The organism is Scandinavium hiltneri (genome assembly GCF_024764835.1).
Taxonomy (GTDB): Bacteria; Pseudomonadota; Gammaproteobacteria; order Enterobacterales; family Enterobacteriaceae; genus Scandinavium; species Scandinavium hiltneri.
The window spans coordinates 15213-33112 of record NZ_JALIGE010000069.1 but is presented as its reverse complement, the minus strand read 5'-3'; the positions used below and the strand labels follow the sequence as shown (position 1 = coordinate 33112).

Genomic DNA, 17900 nt, shown 5'->3' with positions numbered 1-17900 from the left:
TAAGCCGAGGGAAGGGATTCAGTCTTTGGTTTCTTCGCTCAAGCAGAAGTTATCGCAGCACGGTACGGATAACGCTTGAGCAGGTGCGATCGCCAAAAGTACGTGAAAAAGTAAACTTTTCACAATACAGCATGGGATCCTCCTTTTATATTTTCAGCAGGTGGATGGGTGCAGAGAGTGTAGCGGGGATTGTGGATTGGCGCTACGCCTGCAAGACCTACAATTTCTTGTAGGCGCAGCACCCTCTGGCACAAAGATTAAATCGAGGTACGACGGTAGCTGCGGTATTCCGGCTGCCAGAAGTTGTCATCAATTGCCTGTTGCAGGGCTTCGGCAGACGTTTTCACCGCCACGCCTTGCTGCTGGGCCATTTTGCCAATCGCAAACGCAATCGCCCGTGAGACGGTATGAATATCCTTCAGCTCCGGCAACACCATGCCTTCACCGTTGTTTGCCAGCGGCGAGTGCCTGGCCAGCGTTTCGCTTGCCGACATCAGCATTTCGTCGGTGATACGCGACGCGCCGGAGGCGATCACGCCCAGACCAATGCCCGGGAAGATGTACGAGTTATTGCACTGGGCAATCGGGTACGTTTTATCTTTCCACGTCACTGGTGCGAACGGGCTGCCGGTGGCGACCAGCGCACAGCCTTCGGTCCAGGTGATGATGTCCTGCGGCGTCGCTTCTACGCGAGACGTTGGGTTAGACAGCGGCATCACGATGGGGCGCGGGCAGTGCTTGTGCATTTCGCGAATGATTTCTTCGGTGAATAGTCCTGTCTGACCGGAAACGCCAATCAGGATGTCCGGCTTCACGTTGCGTACCACGTCCAGCAGGGAAAGCACGTCTTCTGTGGTATCCCAGTCTTTCAGGTTGTCGCGTTTTTGCACCAGCTTGTTCTGGAACGCCAGCAGGTTAGGCATCTGATCGGTCAACAGGCCAAAGCGGTCAACCATAAACACGCGGGCGCGCGCCTGTTCTTCGGTCAGGCCTTCGCGCTGGATCTGCGCGATGATTTGCTCAGCAATCCCGCAACCGGCAGAGCCTGCGCCGAGGAAGACAATTTTTTGCTCGCTGAGCTGGCTGCCCGCCGCATGGCTGGCGGCAATCAATGTGCCGACAGTAACCGATGCGGTGCCCTGAATGTCATCATTGAAGGAGCAAATCTCGTCACGATAGCGGTTCAGCAGCGGCATGGCGTTCTTCTGCGCGAAATCTTCGAACTGCAGCAGCACGTTCGGCCAGCGCTGTTTCACCGCCTGAATGAAATCATCCACAAACTGATAATACTCGTCGTCGGTGATACGCGGCTGGCGCGAACCCATGTACAGCGGGTCATTCAGCAACTGCTGATTATTGGTACCGACGTCAAGCACCACCGGCAGGGTGTACGCCGGGCTTATCCCGCCACAGGCGGTGTACAGCGACAGTTTGCCGATAGGAATCCCCATTCCGCCAATGCCCTGATCGCCGAGGCCGAGAATGCGCTCGCCGTCGGTGACCACAATCACTTTGATGTTGTGGTTTGGCACGTTTTGCAGAATGTCATCCATGTGGTGACGGTTCTCGTAAGAGATGAACACGCCGCGGGAACGACGATAAATCTCGGAGAAACGCTCACAGGCGGCGCCGACGGTCGGGGTGTAGATAACCGGCATCATCTCGTCGAGGTGGTTTTCGACCAGGCGGTAGAAGAGGGTTTCGTTCGTGTCCTGGATATTGCGCAGGTAAATATGTTTGTCGATTTCGGTCTTGAAGCCCTGGTACTGGATCCAGGCACGTTCAGCCTGTTCTTCGATGGTTTCCACGACCGCGGGCAGCAGGCCTAAGAGGTTAAAGTTGCGACGCTCCTCCTGGCTAAACGCGCTGCCTTTGTTGAGGAGTGGAAACTCCAGTAATACGGGGCCTGCATAGGGGATATAAAGAGAACGGTTGTTTTTATGGTTGATTAACATCTCACTGATCCTTTGTCATCACGGCCTGCCCAGTCAGGTGAATCGAGAGGGCTGGCGGGTACTTCGGCGCGGCAAAGTATAAAGCAAGTGTTAATAAAAAGGGTAAACGCTGCGGTTTCGAAACTAAAAAAAACACCATCTTATGTAAACGATGGTGTCGGTCTTTATCGATGAAAGGGCTGAAAAGTCGGTATGTTACTCGGTGCGGCGTTTGCGCCCGGTGGCATGAGTGTGGTTATGCTGGGTTTCTGCATCACCTTCGATAAGGACTTTTTTCTGGTTTGAAAGCTTGTAGTTCAAGCCGAGGATATGACGTGCCTGACGGTTCGATTTCATGCTGACTCCTTAATCCTGTGAATGGTTTCAAGGTCAATCCCGGAGGTGCCGGGCGAAATTTACCCCTTAGCGCAGACAACGGTATTTGCCTGCGAGATTGATAGTTGACCATTCTGCTCGAAATAGCAACAGCTGCAGGCGCTTTCAGGAACTCTCTGAGATTTAACCCTTTGTGCGACGGACGTCACGCTGTCATATACCTGAACTATGCTTTTTGATTCGCGCTGAGGTTTCCCCGTTTTGTTCATCGTGAGGTCACTCCATGAAAGTTTTAGGATATGCAGCACAAAATCCCACCACGCCGCTGGCCCCGTTCTCCTTTGACCGCCGCGAACCGCGTCCGGACGACGTGACCATCGAAGTGTTGTACTGCGGCGTTTGTCACTCAGATTTACACCAGGCCCGCAACGACTGGGGGTTCAGCACCTATCCCATTGTTCCTGGGCATGAAATTGTTGGTCGGGTGACGGCAATAGGTGACAATGTCACTAAATTTAAACCCGGTGACCTGGCAGCCATCGGCTGTATGGTCGATTCCTGTCGCCACTGTTCACCGTGTAAAGACGGGCTGGAGCAGTATTGCGAAGAAGGCAATACGCAAACCTATAACGGACAGGATCGTCACGATCACCAAACCACCTACGGCGGCTATTCACAAACCATCCTTGCGAGTCAGGATTTCGTTCTGCGCATTCCCGATGGGCTGGATTTGAAAGGTGCAGCGCCGCTGCTCTGCGCCGGGATCACGACCTGGTCGCCGCTGCGTCACTGGAAGATTGATGCCAACAGCAAAGTGGCGGTGATTGGCCTTGGCGGGCTCGGGCATATGGGCCTGAAACTGGCGCACGCGCTGGGCGCGGAAGTGACGCTGTTTACCCGTTCGCCGGGGAAAGAGGCGGATGCGCGTCGTCTGGGCGCGAGCCATGTGGTGCTCTCTACCGACCCGGAACAAATGAACGCGGTGAAAAATCAGTTTGATCTGATTATCGATACCGTCCCGTACACGCATGATGTCAATGCGTATATGCCAACGCTGACCCTCGACGGCACACTGGTGTTTGTCGGTCTGCTCGGCGATTTGCCGGAAGTGAACACCATTCCGATGCTGATTAACCGTCGCTCGGTGGCGGGTTCGGCGATTGGTGGCATTGCAGAGACGCAGGAGATGCTCGATTTCTGCGCGGAAAAAGGTATCGCGGCTGACGTTGAGGTCATCAGAATTCAGGATATCAATGAGGCCTACGAGCGCCTGCTGAAAAGCGACGTGAAGTACCGTTTCGTGATTGATATGGCATCTCTCAACGCCTACGGCTAACGGCCAGAAAGGCGTGTTCTATACTTAGTATCCCTAACGGATAAAAGGAGTGAACGATGACGATCCACAAGAAAGGTCAGGCACACTGGGAAGGCGATCTGAAACGTGGCAAAGGCACCGTCTCGACGGAGAGCGGCGTTCTGAACCAGCAACCGTACGGGTTTAACACCCGCTTTGAAGGTGCGAAGGGCACCAATCCTGAGGAACTGATTGCGGCGGCGCACGCCTCCTGTTTCTCCATGGCGCTTTCCCTGATGCTGAGCGAAGCCGGGTTTACGGCGACCTCAATTGATACCGAAGCCACTGTTTCACTCGACCAGGTCAGCGGCGGATTCTCGATAACCAAAGTCGCGCTGCAAAGCAAAATCGCGGTACCGGATATCGATGCCGGAACTTTCGATGGCATCATCCAGAAAGCAAAAGCCGGTTGCCCGGTGTCTCAGGTCCTGAAAGCTGAAATCACCCTCGATTATCAGCTCAATTAACACCCCCTCACGGCCCGCACATTGCGGGCTTTTGTCTTTTCACCTCTCTGAAGATGAAAAGACAAAAGCTCAAAACAGGATGACTGCGCCGTTAACGCCACATTGTCTTCAATAACCAAGAAATGAGCACTATGAGTGAGATTAAAACGCTGAGTTCGCAGGAGATTTATTGCAATCAATGGATGCGTCTGAAAGAAGACAGAATTGAACGTGCCGACGGTTCGCACGGTGTGTATTCGGTGATTGAGAAGCCCGATTTCGCGGTGATTGTCCCGGTATCGGAAGGTTTTATCTGGGTGGTGGAGCAGTATCGCTATCCGCTCAGCGTGCGCACGATTGAATTGCCGCAGGGATCGTGGGAGCTGGACCCGAATGCCGATCCGATTGCCGTCGCCCGGGGTGAACTGGCGGAAGAGACCGGCCTGCTGGCGCAAAAAATGGAGCAGATTGGCTATCAGAAACTGGCCCAGGGCTATTCCAGTCAGGGTTATCACATCTGGCTGGCGACGGATTTTGTCTCCAGCACCCAACAGCTTGATGCCGAAGAAGTGGGGCTGACCTGCCGCCAGATGCCGGTCACTGAGTTTGAAACCCTGATTGCAGAGGGCAAAATCAGCGATGCGACCTCGGTGACGGCATTTTTACTGGCAAAGCTAAAAGGCTTTGTGTGACGTTGTCACTTATGCCTGCGCTTTTTGAGGCTGTTTACGGCGCAGGCGGCTCAAACTGAATACAATGGCCAGCCCGGATGTGGCAACCGCCACCCACAAACTCATCTTCACGGCCTGTGCTTCCAGCACGAGTTGTGAACTTGAAGCCATCACCGCCAGCAGCACGCCCACTAACGCCGCGCCGAGGCATTGCCCGAAGGTGCGCATTATCGCCAACACGCCTGAGGCGTATCCGCTGTATTCCCGCGCCACGTTAGACAACATTTCGCGATTGTTCGGACTCTGAAAACAGCCAAACCCCATTCCGCACACCAGGCTACGCAGGCCAATATCCCACGCTGCGGCGTGATCGGGCAACGTCGCCAGCAGCACTAAACCGAGCACAAACCCGAGTAAACCAATGGTCGAGATTATCGACGGTGAGTATTTATCCGCCAGGCGTCCGGCATGGGGCGCAACCAGCACAATGCCCACCGGCCAGGGCGTAAACAGCAGCGCGGAAGTAAATGCGCTGTAGCCGTATACGCTCTGGAACAGGAATGGCAGGGCAACAAAGGTAATGCCCTGGCTGATAAACGATGCCAGCGAGGTCAGCGCCGCCAGTGAAAAACGTCCTGAGGTGAAGATAACCGGCGGCAGCAATGGTTTGGCCACCCGGCGAATATGCCAGACGAACGCCGTTCCGCTGACCAATGCCAGCACACCCCAGCCCATCACGGTGTTGCTGAGCGAGTGATCGCCAGCATGCGGATCGGCAAAGCCGTTGGCCGCCATGATCAATGCCCCGAGCATCGTCGCAGACAGCACGGCCCCAATTACATCAAACCGCTGATCGCTTATTGCTGGTTTACGTGGAATGGCTTTGATAGCCAGGAACAACGCCATCATGCCCGGCAGCACGTTGATGGCAAACAGCCACTGCCAGCTCAGGGTACCCAGCAGCGTGCCGCCTAATACCGGGGCGATGGCGGTGCTGGCGGCAATTAACAGTGCGTTCAGCCCCAGAATGCGCCCGAGCAACCGGCCAGGAAACACCGAGCGTAATATCGCGGGGGCAATACTGAGCGTGGCCGCGCCGCCGATACCCTGAAGGACGCGCATCACGATAAGCATCTCTGCCGAGTCAGACATCGCGCAGCCGAGCGATGTGAGGGTGAACAGGCTCAAACCAAAGATAAAGATCGGGCGAAAACCAAAGCGGGTGGCGAGCGCGGCAAAGATAGCCAGCGTCATGGCGGCGGAGAGTAAATAGCCATTGGCGAACCATACCGCAAGCGGGGCGGCTACCTGTAAAGATTGCGCCATCTGCGGTAAGGCGATATTCACCATCGAACCGTCAAACACGGCCATCAGGGTCGAGGTCATGACCGCCGCCATCGCAAACGCCCGTTCGCGGCCTGGCAGGCCTTCATCGCCCGGTCTGTCAGAAAAGAGTTCCATCACATTATTCTCGTGGGTAAGTGTGTTGATGAGCGAAGTCTAGGCGCTTACCAAAGAAGGCGGAAGACACAGCATTGGTACTGTATAGTTGCATCAAACGCCTTATCTAAAGCCGAAGGAATATTTTGATGACCGATCCGGATTTTAATCTGCTGATTGCGCTGGATGCGTTACTGACCGAAGTGAGCGTGGCCGGGGCGGCCCGGCGTCTGAATTTGAGCACTTCCGCCATGAGTCGGACGCTCAGCCGTTTGCGCGACGTCACCGGTGACCCGTTACTGGTGCGCGCGGGGCGAAATATGGTACTGACGCCTTACGCCCAGGCCAGCCGTGACCGGGCACGTAACGCCGTGCTGGAGGCCAGGGCGGTACTACAACCGTCAACCTCGGAGCTGAATATTGCGCAGCTGGAACGCGTGTTCGCACTGCGCGTGAACGACGGTTTTATCGAAGCCTTTGGTCCACCACTGATTGTGGCGGTGGCCGCCATGGCACCTGACGTGTGCCTGCGTTTTTCACCGAAGCCTGAAAAGAGCTCACGTTTTTTGCGCGAAGGGCTGGTGGACCTGGAAATTGGCGTGCTGAGTAATATGGGGCCGGAAATTCGCGTGCAGGCGCTGTATCGGGATCGTTTTGTTGGCGTCGTTCGTCATGGACATCCGCTGGCCGGGAAAGCGCAGGTGAGCGTGGAGGAGTACATTGCGTGGGGACATGTGGTTGCTTCTCGGCGGGGGCTGCCGTCAGGTCCGGTAGATGAAGCGCTGGCAGAAATGGGGCTGGCGCGGAAAATTGTCAGCGTGGTGCCGGGTTTCCCGTCGGCGCTGGCGGTGGCGAAGGCGTCAGATTTGATTGCGCTGGTTCCGGCATCGTTTTTAGCTCAAACGGAAAATCAGACCCGGTTACAGGCTTTCAAACTGCCATTTAAAACGCGGACGATCACCATTTCGCAGCTGTGGCATCCACGAATGGACGCGGATCCGGCACATCGCTGGCTGAGACAAACGGTTCTGGCGGTGTGCCAGAAGCAATATTCTGAGCAAAGCGGGGGAATTTCAGGTTAAAACGACGCAACGTAATTTATGCGAGGTTCGGCAATGTAATCAATGCATCTGATTCGCAAAGTAATTAACGTTGTGCCAGACTTTTTCTCATCACGGAGCACATAGCTCTGTTTTACACATCCAGGAACTGTAAATGCTCGAATTTATTGCACATATGCTGGTCGGTACGCCGATATGGGTGTACGTGCTGTTCGTGTTTCTGCTGATCCGTGGTATTAAGGCGCGCCAGCCCGCAACGGTGACGCTCGAGAGGTTGGCCATTATTCCGCTGATATTTCTGGTTTGGGATCTCTATGATTTGGTTCTCTATCGGCATTTGACGTTGGGCGTGGTCATGCTGTGGATTGCGGTGCTGATTATCGGCGCGGCGCTTGGCTTCTGGCTGATAAAACCGGAGCGGGTGAGCCGCGGAAGTGCGTCGCGCACATTGAACCGTCAGGCCGATTATTCCGCGCTGCCGTTAATGATGTTGGCATTTGCCATTAAATATGTGTTCGGTGTGATGGCGGCGGTGTCACCGCAGACCATGCAACAACCCGCTATGAGTGCGACGGCGGTTGTGGTGGGTGGGCTGTTCGCTGGCAGCTTTATCGGGAAATATTCACGTTATCTGCAATGCTATTTCGGTCGGATGCAAAAGGTGAATTAAGATGATTCTGTGTTAAAAAAATAGGTTTTATGCGCCGGGCAGTCTACATTAATGGGTTGATAAATTTACGTTTTCTCTGGTCATTTGTGCTGCATTTTTGCCACGAATGAAGGCCAACAGCACGTTCAGGAATGAAAATGACACTAAACCGCAACGCCGCGGCTGCGCTTAGCGCGCTCTGGCTGTTCAGTACTTGTGCCGCTGCCGAAGTGGATCTTGGCTCGCTGGATATTCTGGCGAGAGATAACCCGAAAAGCCCTGTACCAAAGGGTTTTGTGGTCGGTGCCGCGACGTTAAGCGGCCAGGCGCGTTATAAAGATCAGGATAACAGTACCTACTTTATTCCAGGCGGCCTCTATTTTGGCGACAACCTGATGTATCTCGGGGATCGCGCTCGCTACTATTTCCGTCTGGACGATAACGTCGCGCTGTATGGCTACGGCCGTTACCGTTTTGGAAACCTTGACCCCTCGGACGCCGATTCCCTGCATGGCATGGATAAGCGAAAAGGGGAGTTTGAAGCCGGGATCGGCGGGACAATCATTACGCCATATGCGCTGCTGACCGCCCGATTCGCGAGCGATGTGACCGGGCGCAGTAACGGCCAGGAACTCCTCTTGTGGGCGGATTTCCCGATCGTCAGAGACAATCTGCTGGTGATGCCAGGGATGGGGATGATGATCCGCAGTCACAATATGGCGAACTACTATTTCGGCGGCGTTTCGAAAGAAGAGGCCACGCCGCAGCGTAAAGCCTGGGATACCGGCACGACATTCTCGCCGATGGCGGCGGTAGTGACATCCTACCGTTTCAGCCAGCACTGGATGGGTTTATTTGCCGCGAACTATGAGCTTTACGACAAAGACATCGCTGACAGCCCGATTGTGCAGCACAGTGGTGAGTTTTATGTGATTGCCGGGGTAGGTTATACCTGGTAACGATTAACAGCGCGTTCGAGGGTTGAACGGCAGCGGGAGGTGTGAACACGAATGAGCATACTGTTCCCGGGTATTCGGCTACTGCTGCTCACCGCCTGTCTTCCGGCAACGTTAAGTTATGCCGCCGACGGCAATCGGATTCGACAACGCGCTAATGCGGTTCTTTCGCTGATGAGCTATACGGTCGTGCCGGACGTCACCGCCAGCGACCTGAACATCGGCAGCGGTGGCCGCGACGGCGACAACAATGAGCTCGACATTACCCAGTTCGGCGGTGGGGCGACGCTCAGTGAAAGCGTGCCCCTTTATGTCGAAGGCACCATGGGCTACAGCCGCTTCGATCCGCATTTCGTGTTATCTGACGGCACCCGCACCCGTAAAATCCCGACCAAATGGAACAGCCTGACCGCGACCGGCGGCATCGGCTGGGATTTCCCGCTGTATACCGACCGCTGGGGTGGCAAACTGGTTATCCGCCCGATTGCTAACGTCATGCTGGGCACTATGGCGAGTGATGTGCGCATCGGCGGCTTTGTGCTGGAACGGCGTCGGGATGTTGATTTCAAGTTCCTCGACGGTGGCCGACTGAATGCGTACGGGCTGGGCGGCTCGCTGATGTTCGACTACGAGCTGGTGTCGAAACCGCAGGATATCGACGTGGAATTACGTTATTCCAGTATGAATTTGCAAACCTTCGGCAGCACCTCGGAAGCGGTACAGGGAGAAGCTACTGCGCAAAACCTGGGGCTGTACCTGCGACGTCGGGCACCGATTTTCGACTGGACACTGCTCAAAAGCCCGGTGCGTTATGTACTTGAAGGTGCTCACACCGAATACCTGGGATCTCAGCGCGGCGAACTGGGCTTCAACAGCCTGAGTTCTCTTGGTTTAGGCATCGAACTGGACAGCAGTAAATACCCGGTTTTCATTACCCGCACCCGGCTGGTGGCCCGTTATATGTTTGGTGAAAACACCACTGGCTACGGCGTTGGCCTGGCGATGAGTTTTTAACGCTTTTCGTTTTTTCATTTTTTTTAGCAATATTTCCCCTCCTCATACGTCTACCTCAGCACGAACACGATTTAATTCCTAAGATGAGGTAATTCTAATGAGAGATTTTGATATGCATGAACATCAACGTGGCCGCGGTTTTGGCGGCCATCGGATGGCGAAACCGCTGATCATGGGTGCGGTGATTTTTGTCGCACTGGGCCTGTTGGTGATGTCTCTGTGGAATGCTCTGCTGCCTGCCATCATCGGCGTGAAAGCGATTGGCTTCTGGCAGGCATTAGGGCTGCTGGTGCTGTGCCGCATTCTGTTTGGCGGTCTTGGTTTCCGTCCAGGCATGTTTGGCGGGATGCGTCGTCGAATGCATGAACGCTGGATGCAAATGACCCCGGAACAGCGCGAAGCCTTTATGCAACAGCGTCGCGAGGGCTTTGGTCGCCGTGGGCATTGTCATCATCGCGGCTGGCACGAACGCCGTGACGAAAGGGCAGATATGCGCCAACAGCCTGAAGAGCCTGTGGTGAAAACGCCGGAAGGCGAGTAATTCGGATGAAAGCCGGAATGGCGAAGGATTCCCTGCTGGTTTCGGCCCTTAACGCCTGTCGTTCTCGGTTAACCGCGTTTATCCGTGGCCGCACGGCGGTGCGCGAAGATGCCGATGACGTATTACAGGAAATCACCTGGCAGCTCATGAAAGTGGAACAACCGGTGGAAAATATCGCCGCCTGGTTGTTCCGCGCCGCCCGGAATGAACTCACCGACAGAGCGCGTAAAAAGCGTGAATTACCGCTGTCGACGTTTTCCTCGGCTGACGAAAACGGTGATTTCCCGGAAGACGAACTGGCGGAAACGTTATTTGGTGTGGCACAAACGCCAGAAGACGATTACCTGAAGGCGCTGCTGTGGGAAGAACTGAACGATGCGCTGGCGGCACTTCCGCCCGCACAGCGTGAGGTGTTTGAACGCACGGAGCTGGAAGGTCTGACGTATAAAGAGCTGGCCGAGGAAACCGGCGACAGCGTGCAGGCGTTGTTGTCACGCAAACACAAAGCGGTGTTGTACCTGAGAACCCGGTTACGCAGCGTTTACGATGATTTGACGCAATAAAAGAAATTGCCCGACGGCGCGAGCACCGGTCGGGCAATTGTCGGTCTGAAACGCGTTAGCGTCATCAGGCAGGGGAAAACAAATCAGCTACCCCAGCGGCTGCGCAGGTAATTTACCGCCTGCTGAGTCTGCGGCTGATTGAGGTTGTTTTCACGGAACAGAATGGTGCCCTGAATTTCCGGGAGCGCATCGTTTAAATCGAGCTGTTTTTTCAGCTCAGGTACGCCGCCCTGAACGGTCCAGTCAGGCTCATTCTTTGACGGTTCCCCGACCTTATACAGTGCCACACCAATATACAAACGAGTGTGCGTTGGTTTCACCACATCTGCCCACCATTTTGCCAGCACGTCGTAACGAGCCGCATCGCGAGCGAACGGCCAGTAAACCTGCGGCGCAATGTAATCCAGTAGTCCTTTTTGCACCCACAAACGAGTGTCAGCATACGATTCGTCATACGCCGCTGCGCCACGGGTATCGGACCCCGCCGGATCGTGCGAGCGGTTGCGCCACACGCCCGCCGGGCTCACGCCAAACTGTACGTTTGGATTCAGCTGTTTGATGGTTCGCGACACCTGGGTTATTAACTGCTCGGTATTGTGTCGACGCCAGTCGGCCTTCGAAGCATAACCCTGACCGTAAGTGCGGTACGTCTGGCTGTCGTTCAGCGCAGAACCGGCGGTTTCGGTATAGAAGTAATCATCGAACTGCACGCCGTCAACCGGATAGCGCGACACCACTTCGGCCACGATGCTAGTTATCCAGTCACGCGCTTCGGGAATGCCCGGGTCGATAACATAACGATCGCTGGATGTGCGGATCCAGTCGCGATGCGCCACAAACACACTGGACGGATGCATTGACAGCGTGCGATTCAGTTCCGCCACGGTGCCAGGTTTGGTATTGGTCGAGACGCGATACGGGTTAAACCACGCGTGGACTTTCATTCCGCGTTTGTGTGCTTCATCGAGCATAAACTGCAGCGGATCGTAACCCGGATCCTGGCCCACTTTGCCGGTCAGCATATCGGACCACGGCAAAATCTGGGACGGCCAGAGGGCAGTGCCATCGGGTTTAATCTGGAAGAAGACGGTATTAATGCCGAGGCTTTGTAGCTTGTCCAGCTTATCGGTCAGCGCTTTCTTTTGCAGAGTGGCGCGAGCCGCTGCATCGCTGACGTTGACCGATGACACCGGCGGCCAGTCGAGACGCGAAACGGTGGTCAGCCACACGCCGCGCACAGGTTGGTTATCGGCGGGCCTGTCGGGCAGCGGATGTTTGGCTACCGGAGGCAGTGGCGTCACCAGCGATTTCGGTTTTTCTGACGTGCAATTAGCAAGCAGAAGTACACTGGCAATCAGCGCCCCGGTAATAGTGACTCGTGCAATTATGGAGAGTTTACGTGAGCTGATAATCATATCCCTGTTTTATTCAGGCCTTCACATGAGCGAAACTCATTCTCGTATGATTCGATTTGTGGAGCAACCGGGAAAGTTTGTGAACACATCAAAACGCATTCTGCGCTCAAGCTTTTTCCGACCGCTCAACGGCCAAACAAAGATATGCCAGCCGTAGGGAACGGGCAGGTGCGATTTTTGGTCGTGATTTAGGCTATTGCGCAGAATTGTTTTGGATAGACTGAAGTAGCGTATCCAGTAAACCGGGGAAACGTGCATCTAAATCATCGCGGCGCAGGGAAATCATATTCTCCCGGCCCTGAGGGCGTTGCCAGATAACGCCGCTGTCACGCAAAACGCGCCAGTGATGCGTCATGGTCGACTTCGCCACGTCCTGTCGCAGCGTACCACAGCTCAGTTCACTGCCATCAGCCAGCGCTTTGACTATCTCCAGACGCAATGCATTCCCCAACGCAAAAAGGACATTTTCCAGGCGAATCTGTTCACGTTCCGGATGATTGGCGATCATACTGTTCCTTTATTTACCGGTGAATGTGCGGGAGCGAGAGGGCGCTAATATACCGAAAGCCCTCGCTGAACGCCACGCACCGCGTCGGCGTTTCACCGATTGCTGTTATAGCTAATATAGTTCGAATATACTCGTACAATTGTACTATTATAGATGCCGTTACATCACCCGCGGTCAATTCCGGCCGCGGATTGACAGTCAACAGACTTAAGGACGCATCATGCCTCGACCCATCCCCCTCGAACGCTACCGTAACATCGGCATCTCCGCGCATATCGATGCCGGTAAAACCACCACCACCGAGCGCATTCTGTTTTACACCGGAATGAGCCACAAACTGGGTGAAGTGCACGATGGCGCGGCAACGACGGACTGGATGGCGCAGGAGCAGGAGCGCGGCATTACCATCACCTCTGCCGCCGTGAGTGCTTTCTGGCCCGGAATGGATCGTAATTTTGAGCCGCATCGGATCAACATAATCGACACCCCTGGCCACGTGGATTTCACTATTGAAGTTGAACGTTCCATGCGTGTGCTCGACGGCGCGGTGATGGTGTATGACTCGGTCGGTGGTGTGCAGCCGCAGTCCGAAACCGTGTGGCGGCAGGCCAACAAATACCACGTGCCGAGGCTGGCCTTCGTCAACAAGATGGACCGACAGGGCGCTGACTTTTTCCGCGTCGTGCAGATGATGAAAGACCGCCTGAAAGCGAATCCGGTACCGATTGTCATTCCGGTTGGTGCGGAAGAACATTTTTCCGGCGTGGTTGATCTCATCAAAATGCGGGCGATCCACTGGGATGACGAAACTCAGGGCATGACCTTCAGCTACGGCCCGGTTCCAGCGGATTTACTGGAAACCGCGCAGGAATGGCGCGAGAAAATGGTGTCCGCAGCCGCAGAGGCCAACGATGCGCTGATGGATAAGTATCTGGAAACGGGCAGCCTCGACGAAGCCGATATTATCGCCGGGCTGCGCCAGCGTACGATTGCCGGTGAAATTCAGCCGATGCTGTGCGGCAGCGCCTTTAAAAACAAAGGGGTGCAGCGGATGCTCGATGCGGTGGTGGAGTTTATGCCGTCGCCGCTGGACGTTCCTGCCATTGACGGGATTGATGAGAAGGGCCAACCGGCGGAACGTCACCCGAGCGATGATGAGCCGTTCTCGGCGCTGGCGTTTAAGCTGATGACCGATCCGTACGTCGGTCAGCTGACCTTTATTCGCGTTTATTCGGGCGTATTGAAAAAAGGCGACGCCGTGTATAACCCGGTTAAAGGCAAGAAAGAGCGTATTGGCCGTATCGTGTTGATGCATGCGAATGACCGACACGAAGTGGATGAACTGCGCGCCGGGGATATCGCCGCCTGTGTGGGGCTGAAAGATGTGACCACCGGCGACACGCTGACGGACCCGAACCACGTCATCACGCTGGAACGAATGGAGTTTCCGGAGCCGGTGATTTCTCTGGCGATTGAACCGAAAACCAAGGCCGACCAGGAGAAAATGGGCATCGCGCTGCAGCGTCTGGCGGCGGAAGATCCGTCATTCCGTTTGCACACGGATGAAGAATCCGGGCAGACGATTATTTCCGGCATGGGGGAATTGCATCTGGAGATCATCGTCGACCGTATGAAACGCGAGTTTAGCGTGGACGCGAATATCGGGCGGCCACAGGTTACGTACCGGGAAACGATCCGTAAACCGGTGAAGGAAATCGAAGGCAAGTTTGTGCGCCAGTCTGGAGGGAAAGGTCAGTACGGTCATGTGGTGCTGAGCCTTGAACCGCAAGAGCCTGGGAGCGGATTCAAATTCGAAGATGCGACCAAAGGCGGCGTGGTTCCGCGCGAATACATTCCTTCGGTGGAGAAAGGCCTGCGCGAAGCGATGAACAGCGGCGTGCTGGCCGGGTATCCGGTGGTGGATGTAAAAGCGACGCTAACGTTTGGCTCATATCATGACGTCGACTCGTCAGAACTGGCGTTCCGCATGGCGGCGATCTTTGGTTTCAAAGAAGGCTTTCGTAAAGCGGACCCGGCAATTCTGGAGCCCATAATGCACGTGGAAGTGGAGACGCCGGAAGACTATGCCGGGAATATCATGGGTGATTTGTCGTCGCGTCGGGGGATGGTGCAGGGTATGGAGGAACTATTTGGCAGCCAAATCATTCGCGCCGATGTGCCGCTGGCGGAGATGTTCGGTTATTCCACCACGCTGCGATCGATGTCACAGGGGCGGGCCACCTACAGCATGGAGTTTCATCACTATGCTGAAGCGCCGCGTAACGTAGCGGATGACATCATCGCCAAACGTGCCAATGCATAAAAGGTAATACCTGACGGGGGCGTTCTTGATTGAGCGCTCCCGTTTTTTTGCCTGAAGCGTGTGGCGCGCTACCCGTAGGTTGCACATGGCTTTTGGAGCCAGTATGGTGTGCGAAATTTAACAGGAATCGCAGGACATATCATGACCAACCCGGCCTCAAAAGATCCGCTGCACGGCGTCACGCTTGAAGCATTACTCAACACGCTGGTGAATAAATACGGTTGGCCCGAACTGGCGAAACGCATCAAAATTAACTGTTTCAAAAGCGATCCAAGCATTAAATCGAGCCTGAAATTTCTGCGTCGTACACCGTGGGCACGCAAAGAAGTTGAAGACTTGTACATTGATTATCTTCACGACCAGCAAGAGAACATCGATGATGAAAGCCCATGGGCAAACTGGCAGAGTAAAAAGCCGCAGGATTAGTGCGACTCCGCATCTCCAATGCCGGTAATTTTATCGCGACCTGTTTTTTTCGATTGATAGAGCGCCTGGTCGGCATCAGACATCATTCTGTCCTGGTCAGCAGGTAAGCCTTTTGCCACGCCAAAACTGGCGGTTAAACGTATGACCTCGCCATTATCGGTCATGACGCGCAAATTCCTGCAGGCCATTTGCAGCCTGCGGACAGAGTTCAGAACATCCTGCTGGCTATCCGAACTGAACATTACGGCAAACTCCTCTCCGCCGATTCGGGCAACCATCCAATTGGGCAGGGCGACATGATTTAAGGTATCGCCCAGGCTGGCCAAAACCTTATCCCCCGCGGGATGGCCCCAGGTATCGTTGATCCGTTTGAAATGATCAATATCGATTAACACCAGCCAGACCGGCGTGTCAGCGCTGACCGTTGCGAGCAGTTTTTCCCGTTGTAGTTCGAACCCGCGACGATTTAACACCCCGGTAAGCGCATCAATTTCAGTGAGTTTTTTGAGCTCATCGCTGAGTATTCTGTTTTCATCGATATGTTCTTCGAGCTTATCAAGGCTGGACTGCAGCGCTTTTATCTCGCAGACCTCCTGATAAGCGGGGGATGACACGTCATCTTCGCCCATAGATTTCGCCCTGACATTCAGTTTCAATAAGGGTTTCACCACGTTGAAATGGATATACAGAATACCGATTATCGCCAGTGAATAGATAGTAAAAAGGATAATAAGCGTCAGGACAAAATGCTCCAGCGCCTGATTTTTCACTTTGCCATAATACTGATGGACGTTAAATAAATACATTTGAAGCATGTCATTAAATGTATTAAGGCTGTCCTGATAACGGACGGTAAATTCGCTGACCGAGACAGAATAAGATTCTCTGTTTTCACTTTGAGTCTGGAGGTGGCGTATCAGCGCTGCACCTTTATTCTGAAAGTTATGCCGGGTTTTCAGCATTAATGTGCGAAACGAGTCCGTGTCAGAACTGTAGCTGGTTGGAATACCCAACAACCACCATTGAGTTTCAATTTGTTGCCAGGCTCTGGATATTTTCTCCAGCTGGGATTCAGACAACGGCGTTCCAGTGTTCAGGTAATACAAAAAATAAGACCCCAGTTTTCCTGTTGAATTTCTCAACTCCCCTAGGGCCTGACCTTGCAAAATGGCGCTGAAGGCAGTTGGCTCCATTTTGATGAAGGATTCGGTTTTAACAAACAGCACATTGTGAAAATACTCCGTCGACTCCATCATCATATCAACGGCTTTCCTGGCTTCATGCGGGTCTGTTCTGGGGCCTGCCGCATAGATATCAACCTCTTCACGGCCTCGAATCAGATGTGAAAGCGTGTTCTGTAACAGAGCGCTGGAGAGGATATCCTGAGGGACTTTTGTTAGCGCTTCATCGGTTTCCATCTGGCTTTTAATGAAGGCCGCTTTAGCATGGGCCATGCTTCCAACCGTCGCGAATATCAGCTGATTCGCATACCCACGTTCTTCAGCGAGTTTGTTAGAGACATCCAGCACCCGATAAAAGTCAGAAAATTGCTCAATGTTATTTTGTGCCTGACTATAATGTTCATAAGCATCTTTAATTAACCCCCATGACAACACAGACGCCAGACAAACGATTAAAAAGGAGAATGTCGCAATTTTTTTAATCAGCGGTGAGTTTATTGCCAGTAATGTTTTCATTGTCTGTTCCAGCCGGGATATCAGAGAACTACACTAAGTGGCATAACCCTGTTTCTCAAGCCCAATAAAACGAAGCGTGAGCCTGACACCATTTTTTCTGTTTATAAAAAAATATCCGGATCCTGATTTAAGTAATGGACGTGTTTTGTCGCCTTATGCCAAATATGAGCCAGTCATCATGAAGCGTGTTTTATTTGACGCAAAGAAATGGGATTGAAAATGAAAACAGAACACCAGGCTGGTGTTCTGAATGCGGTTCGAAAGTTTAGCGTGACGCGATAAACAGGGATTTGCATCCCGGACACAGCATTGCCTGTTTGAGTCGTATTTTTGAGGCAGCCTGCGTTGATTTAACACCACAATTGGGGCAGGTGACCGTCGTCGTCGACGCACCACCAATGAGCTTCATTGCGTAGTCGAGAAAAGACATAATGATTAACTCTTCAATGAACGGGCCTCACCATAGCACGAAGGGGCAAAAGAGTATGTGTATTCCGTCGGGAATCATGGATACGCTGAAGTCGATTCACTCGCGCTTCGATGAAACAGGGACGCATGCACGCCCC

The 17900-nt window shown here is 53.9% G+C and carries 18 protein-coding genes; 11 read left to right on the top strand and 7 right to left on the bottom strand.

Annotation, left to right across the window (positions count from 1 at the left end):
- Nucleotides 1-257: 257 nt before the first annotated feature.
- Both MUU47_RS04685 and sra read right to left on the bottom strand, forming a co-directional pair.
- Nucleotides 258-1955, bottom strand: a complete 1698-nt coding sequence (locus MUU47_RS04685) for an NAD-dependent malic enzyme (protein ID WP_258987001.1) — start codon at nt 1953-1955, stop codon at nt 258-260.
- Nucleotides 1956-2150: 195 nt separating this feature from the next.
- Nucleotides 2151-2291: a stationary-phase-induced ribosome-associated protein gene (sra, locus tag MUU47_RS04680; RefSeq protein WP_125353568.1), complete on the bottom strand. Its 141-nt coding sequence runs from the start codon at nt 2289-2291 to the stop codon at nt 2151-2153.
- Between the two features lie 262 nt (nt 2292-2553).
- Here sra and MUU47_RS04675 point away from each other — a divergent pair, with 262 nt between their 5' ends.
- The 3 genes from MUU47_RS04675 to MUU47_RS04665 all read left to right on the top strand — a co-directional run bounded on the left by MUU47_RS04675 (nt 2554) and on the right by MUU47_RS04665 (nt 4762).
- Nucleotides 2554-3606 (top strand): NAD(P)-dependent alcohol dehydrogenase, encoded by a 1053-nt coding sequence (locus tag MUU47_RS04675; protein ID WP_258987000.1) that lies wholly within the window; start codon nt 2554-2556, stop codon nt 3604-3606.
- 56 nt (nt 3607-3662) lie between these two features.
- Complete coding sequence (locus tag MUU47_RS04670) at nt 3663-4091, top strand: OsmC family protein (protein ID WP_125353566.1); 429 nt, start codon at nt 3663-3665, stop codon at nt 4089-4091.
- A 131-nt stretch (nt 4092-4222) separates the two neighbouring features.
- Nucleotides 4223-4762, top strand: a complete 540-nt coding sequence (locus MUU47_RS04665) for an NUDIX hydrolase (protein ID WP_258986999.1) — start codon at nt 4223-4225, stop codon at nt 4760-4762.
- 9 nt (nt 4763-4771) lie between these two features.
- On the opposite strand, the gene MUU47_RS04660 is transcribed toward MUU47_RS04665, so the two are convergent.
- Complete coding sequence (locus MUU47_RS04660) at nt 4772-6202, bottom strand: MFS transporter (RefSeq protein WP_258986998.1); 1431 nt, start codon at nt 6200-6202, stop codon at nt 4772-4774.
- Between the two features lie 128 nt (nt 6203-6330).
- Here MUU47_RS04660 and MUU47_RS04655 point away from each other — a divergent pair, with 128 nt between their 5' ends.
- The 6 genes from MUU47_RS04655 to MUU47_RS04630 all read left to right on the top strand — a co-directional run bounded on the left by MUU47_RS04655 (nt 6331) and on the right by MUU47_RS04630 (nt 10965).
- Nucleotides 6331-7263, top strand: coding sequence for a LysR family transcriptional regulator (locus tag MUU47_RS04655; protein ID WP_258986997.1), 933 nt, complete (start codon nt 6331-6333; stop codon nt 7261-7263).
- 133 nt (nt 7264-7396) lie between these two features.
- Nucleotides 7397-7912, top strand: a complete 516-nt coding sequence (locus MUU47_RS04650; protein WP_258986996.1) for a DUF6622 family protein — start codon at nt 7397-7399, stop codon at nt 7910-7912.
- Between the two features lie 137 nt (nt 7913-8049).
- Nucleotides 8050-8850 (top strand): MipA/OmpV family protein, encoded by an 801-nt coding sequence (locus MUU47_RS04645; RefSeq protein WP_159768508.1) that lies wholly within the window; start codon nt 8050-8052, stop codon nt 8848-8850.
- A gap of 51 nt (nt 8851-8901) precedes the next feature.
- A complete protein-coding gene (locus tag MUU47_RS04640) occupies nt 8902-9861 on the top strand; it encodes an autotransporter domain-containing protein (RefSeq protein WP_258986995.1) in 960 nt (319 codons plus the stop codon).
- A gap of 97 nt (nt 9862-9958) precedes the next feature.
- On the top strand, nt 9959-10402 hold the full coding sequence (locus MUU47_RS04635) for a hypothetical protein (protein WP_258986994.1): 444 nt from the start codon (nt 9959-9961) through the stop codon (nt 10400-10402).
- A 5-nt stretch (nt 10403-10407) separates the two neighbouring features.
- Nucleotides 10408-10965, top strand: a complete 558-nt coding sequence (locus MUU47_RS04630) for an RNA polymerase sigma factor (protein ID WP_258986993.1) — start codon at nt 10408-10410, stop codon at nt 10963-10965.
- Nucleotides 10966-11048: 83 nt separating this feature from the next.
- Here the strand turns inward: MUU47_RS04630 and MUU47_RS04625 are convergent, their stop codons facing one another.
- Together MUU47_RS04625 and MUU47_RS04620 are read right to left on the bottom strand one after the other, a co-directional pair.
- The gene (locus MUU47_RS04625) at nt 11049-12380 is read right to left on the bottom strand and encodes a glycoside hydrolase family 10-like protein (protein WP_258986992.1); all 1332 of its coding nucleotides are present in this window, start codon (nt 12378-12380) and stop codon (nt 11049-11051) included.
- A gap of 193 nt (nt 12381-12573) precedes the next feature.
- The gene (locus MUU47_RS04620) at nt 12574-12888 is read right to left on the bottom strand and encodes an ArsR/SmtB family transcription factor (RefSeq protein WP_258986991.1); all 315 of its coding nucleotides are present in this window, start codon (nt 12886-12888) and stop codon (nt 12574-12576) included.
- A gap of 220 nt (nt 12889-13108) precedes the next feature.
- On the opposite strand from MUU47_RS04620, the gene fusA reads away from it, so the two are divergent.
- Together fusA and MUU47_RS04610 are read left to right on the top strand one after the other, a co-directional pair.
- The gene (fusA, locus tag MUU47_RS04615; RefSeq protein WP_258986990.1) at nt 13109-15211 is read left to right on the top strand and encodes an elongation factor G; all 2103 of its coding nucleotides are present in this window, start codon (nt 13109-13111) and stop codon (nt 15209-15211) included.
- Between the two features lie 141 nt (nt 15212-15352).
- Nucleotides 15353-15637, top strand: coding sequence for a VF530 family protein (locus MUU47_RS04610; RefSeq protein ID WP_159768487.1), 285 nt, complete (start codon nt 15353-15355; stop codon nt 15635-15637).
- Here the strand turns inward: MUU47_RS04610 and MUU47_RS04605 are convergent.
- Nucleotides 15634-17334 carry a GGDEF domain-containing protein gene (locus MUU47_RS04605; RefSeq protein WP_258986988.1) on the bottom strand — a complete coding sequence of 567 codons (1701 nt, stop codon included), beginning with the start codon at nt 17332-17334 and terminating at the stop codon, nt 15634-15636. The genes MUU47_RS04610 and MUU47_RS04605 overlap by 4 nt on opposite strands.
- 265 nt (nt 17335-17599) lie before the next feature.
- Nucleotides 17600-17764, bottom strand: coding sequence for a YnfU family zinc-binding protein (locus MUU47_RS04600; RefSeq protein ID WP_258967412.1), 165 nt, complete (start codon nt 17762-17764; stop codon nt 17600-17602).
- Nucleotides 17765-17900 lie beyond the last annotated feature (136 nt).

What these genes read in the sequence shown, in the direction of transcription:
- MUU47_RS04675 (WP_258987000.1), top strand. Translation starts at nt 2,554, where the DNA reads ATGAAAGTTTTAGGATATGCAGCACAAAATCCCACCACGCCGCTGGCC.
- MUU47_RS04670 (WP_125353566.1), top strand. Translation starts at nt 3,663, where the DNA reads ATGACGATCCACAAGAAAGGTCAGGCACACTGGGAAGGCGATCTGAAA.
- MUU47_RS04685 (WP_258987001.1), bottom strand. Translation starts at nt 1,955, where the DNA reads ATGTTAATCAACCATAAAAACAACCGTTCTCTTTATATCCCCTATGCA.
- MUU47_RS04650 (WP_258986996.1), top strand. Translation starts at nt 7,397, where the DNA reads ATGCTCGAATTTATTGCACATATGCTGGTCGGTACGCCGATATGGGTG.
- MUU47_RS04625 (WP_258986992.1), bottom strand. Translation starts at nt 12,380, where the DNA reads ATGATTATCAGCTCACGTAAACTCTCCATAATTGCACGAGTCACTATT.
- MUU47_RS04645 (WP_159768508.1), top strand. Translation starts at nt 8,050, where the DNA reads ATGACACTAAACCGCAACGCCGCGGCTGCGCTTAGCGCGCTCTGGCTG.
- MUU47_RS04630 (WP_258986993.1), top strand. Translation starts at nt 10,408, where the DNA reads ATGAAAGCCGGAATGGCGAAGGATTCCCTGCTGGTTTCGGCCCTTAAC.
- MUU47_RS04620 (WP_258986991.1), bottom strand. Translation starts at nt 12,888, where the DNA reads ATGATCGCCAATCATCCGGAACGTGAACAGATTCGCCTGGAAAATGTC.
- MUU47_RS04660 (WP_258986998.1), bottom strand. Translation starts at nt 6,202, where the DNA reads ATGGAACTCTTTTCTGACAGACCGGGCGATGAAGGCCTGCCAGGCCGC.
- MUU47_RS04605 (WP_258986988.1), bottom strand. Translation starts at nt 17,334, where the DNA reads ATGAAAACATTACTGGCAATAAACTCACCGCTGATTAAAAAAATTGCG.
- MUU47_RS04635 (WP_258986994.1), top strand. Translation starts at nt 9,959, where the DNA reads ATGAGAGATTTTGATATGCATGAACATCAACGTGGCCGCGGTTTTGGC.
- sra (WP_125353568.1), bottom strand. Translation starts at nt 2,291, where the DNA reads ATGAAATCGAACCGTCAGGCACGTCATATCCTCGGCTTGAACTACAAG.
- MUU47_RS04600 (WP_258967412.1), bottom strand. Translation starts at nt 17,764, where the DNA reads ATGTCTTTTCTCGACTACGCAATGAAGCTCATTGGTGGTGCGTCGACG.
- MUU47_RS04655 (WP_258986997.1), top strand. Translation starts at nt 6,331, where the DNA reads ATGACCGATCCGGATTTTAATCTGCTGATTGCGCTGGATGCGTTACTG.
- MUU47_RS04640 (WP_258986995.1), top strand. Translation starts at nt 8,902, where the DNA reads ATGAGCATACTGTTCCCGGGTATTCGGCTACTGCTGCTCACCGCCTGT.
- fusA (WP_258986990.1), top strand. Translation starts at nt 13,109, where the DNA reads ATGCCTCGACCCATCCCCCTCGAACGCTACCGTAACATCGGCATCTCC.
- MUU47_RS04665 (WP_258986999.1), top strand. Translation starts at nt 4,223, where the DNA reads ATGAGTGAGATTAAAACGCTGAGTTCGCAGGAGATTTATTGCAATCAA.
- MUU47_RS04610 (WP_159768487.1), top strand. Translation starts at nt 15,353, where the DNA reads ATGACCAACCCGGCCTCAAAAGATCCGCTGCACGGCGTCACGCTTGAA.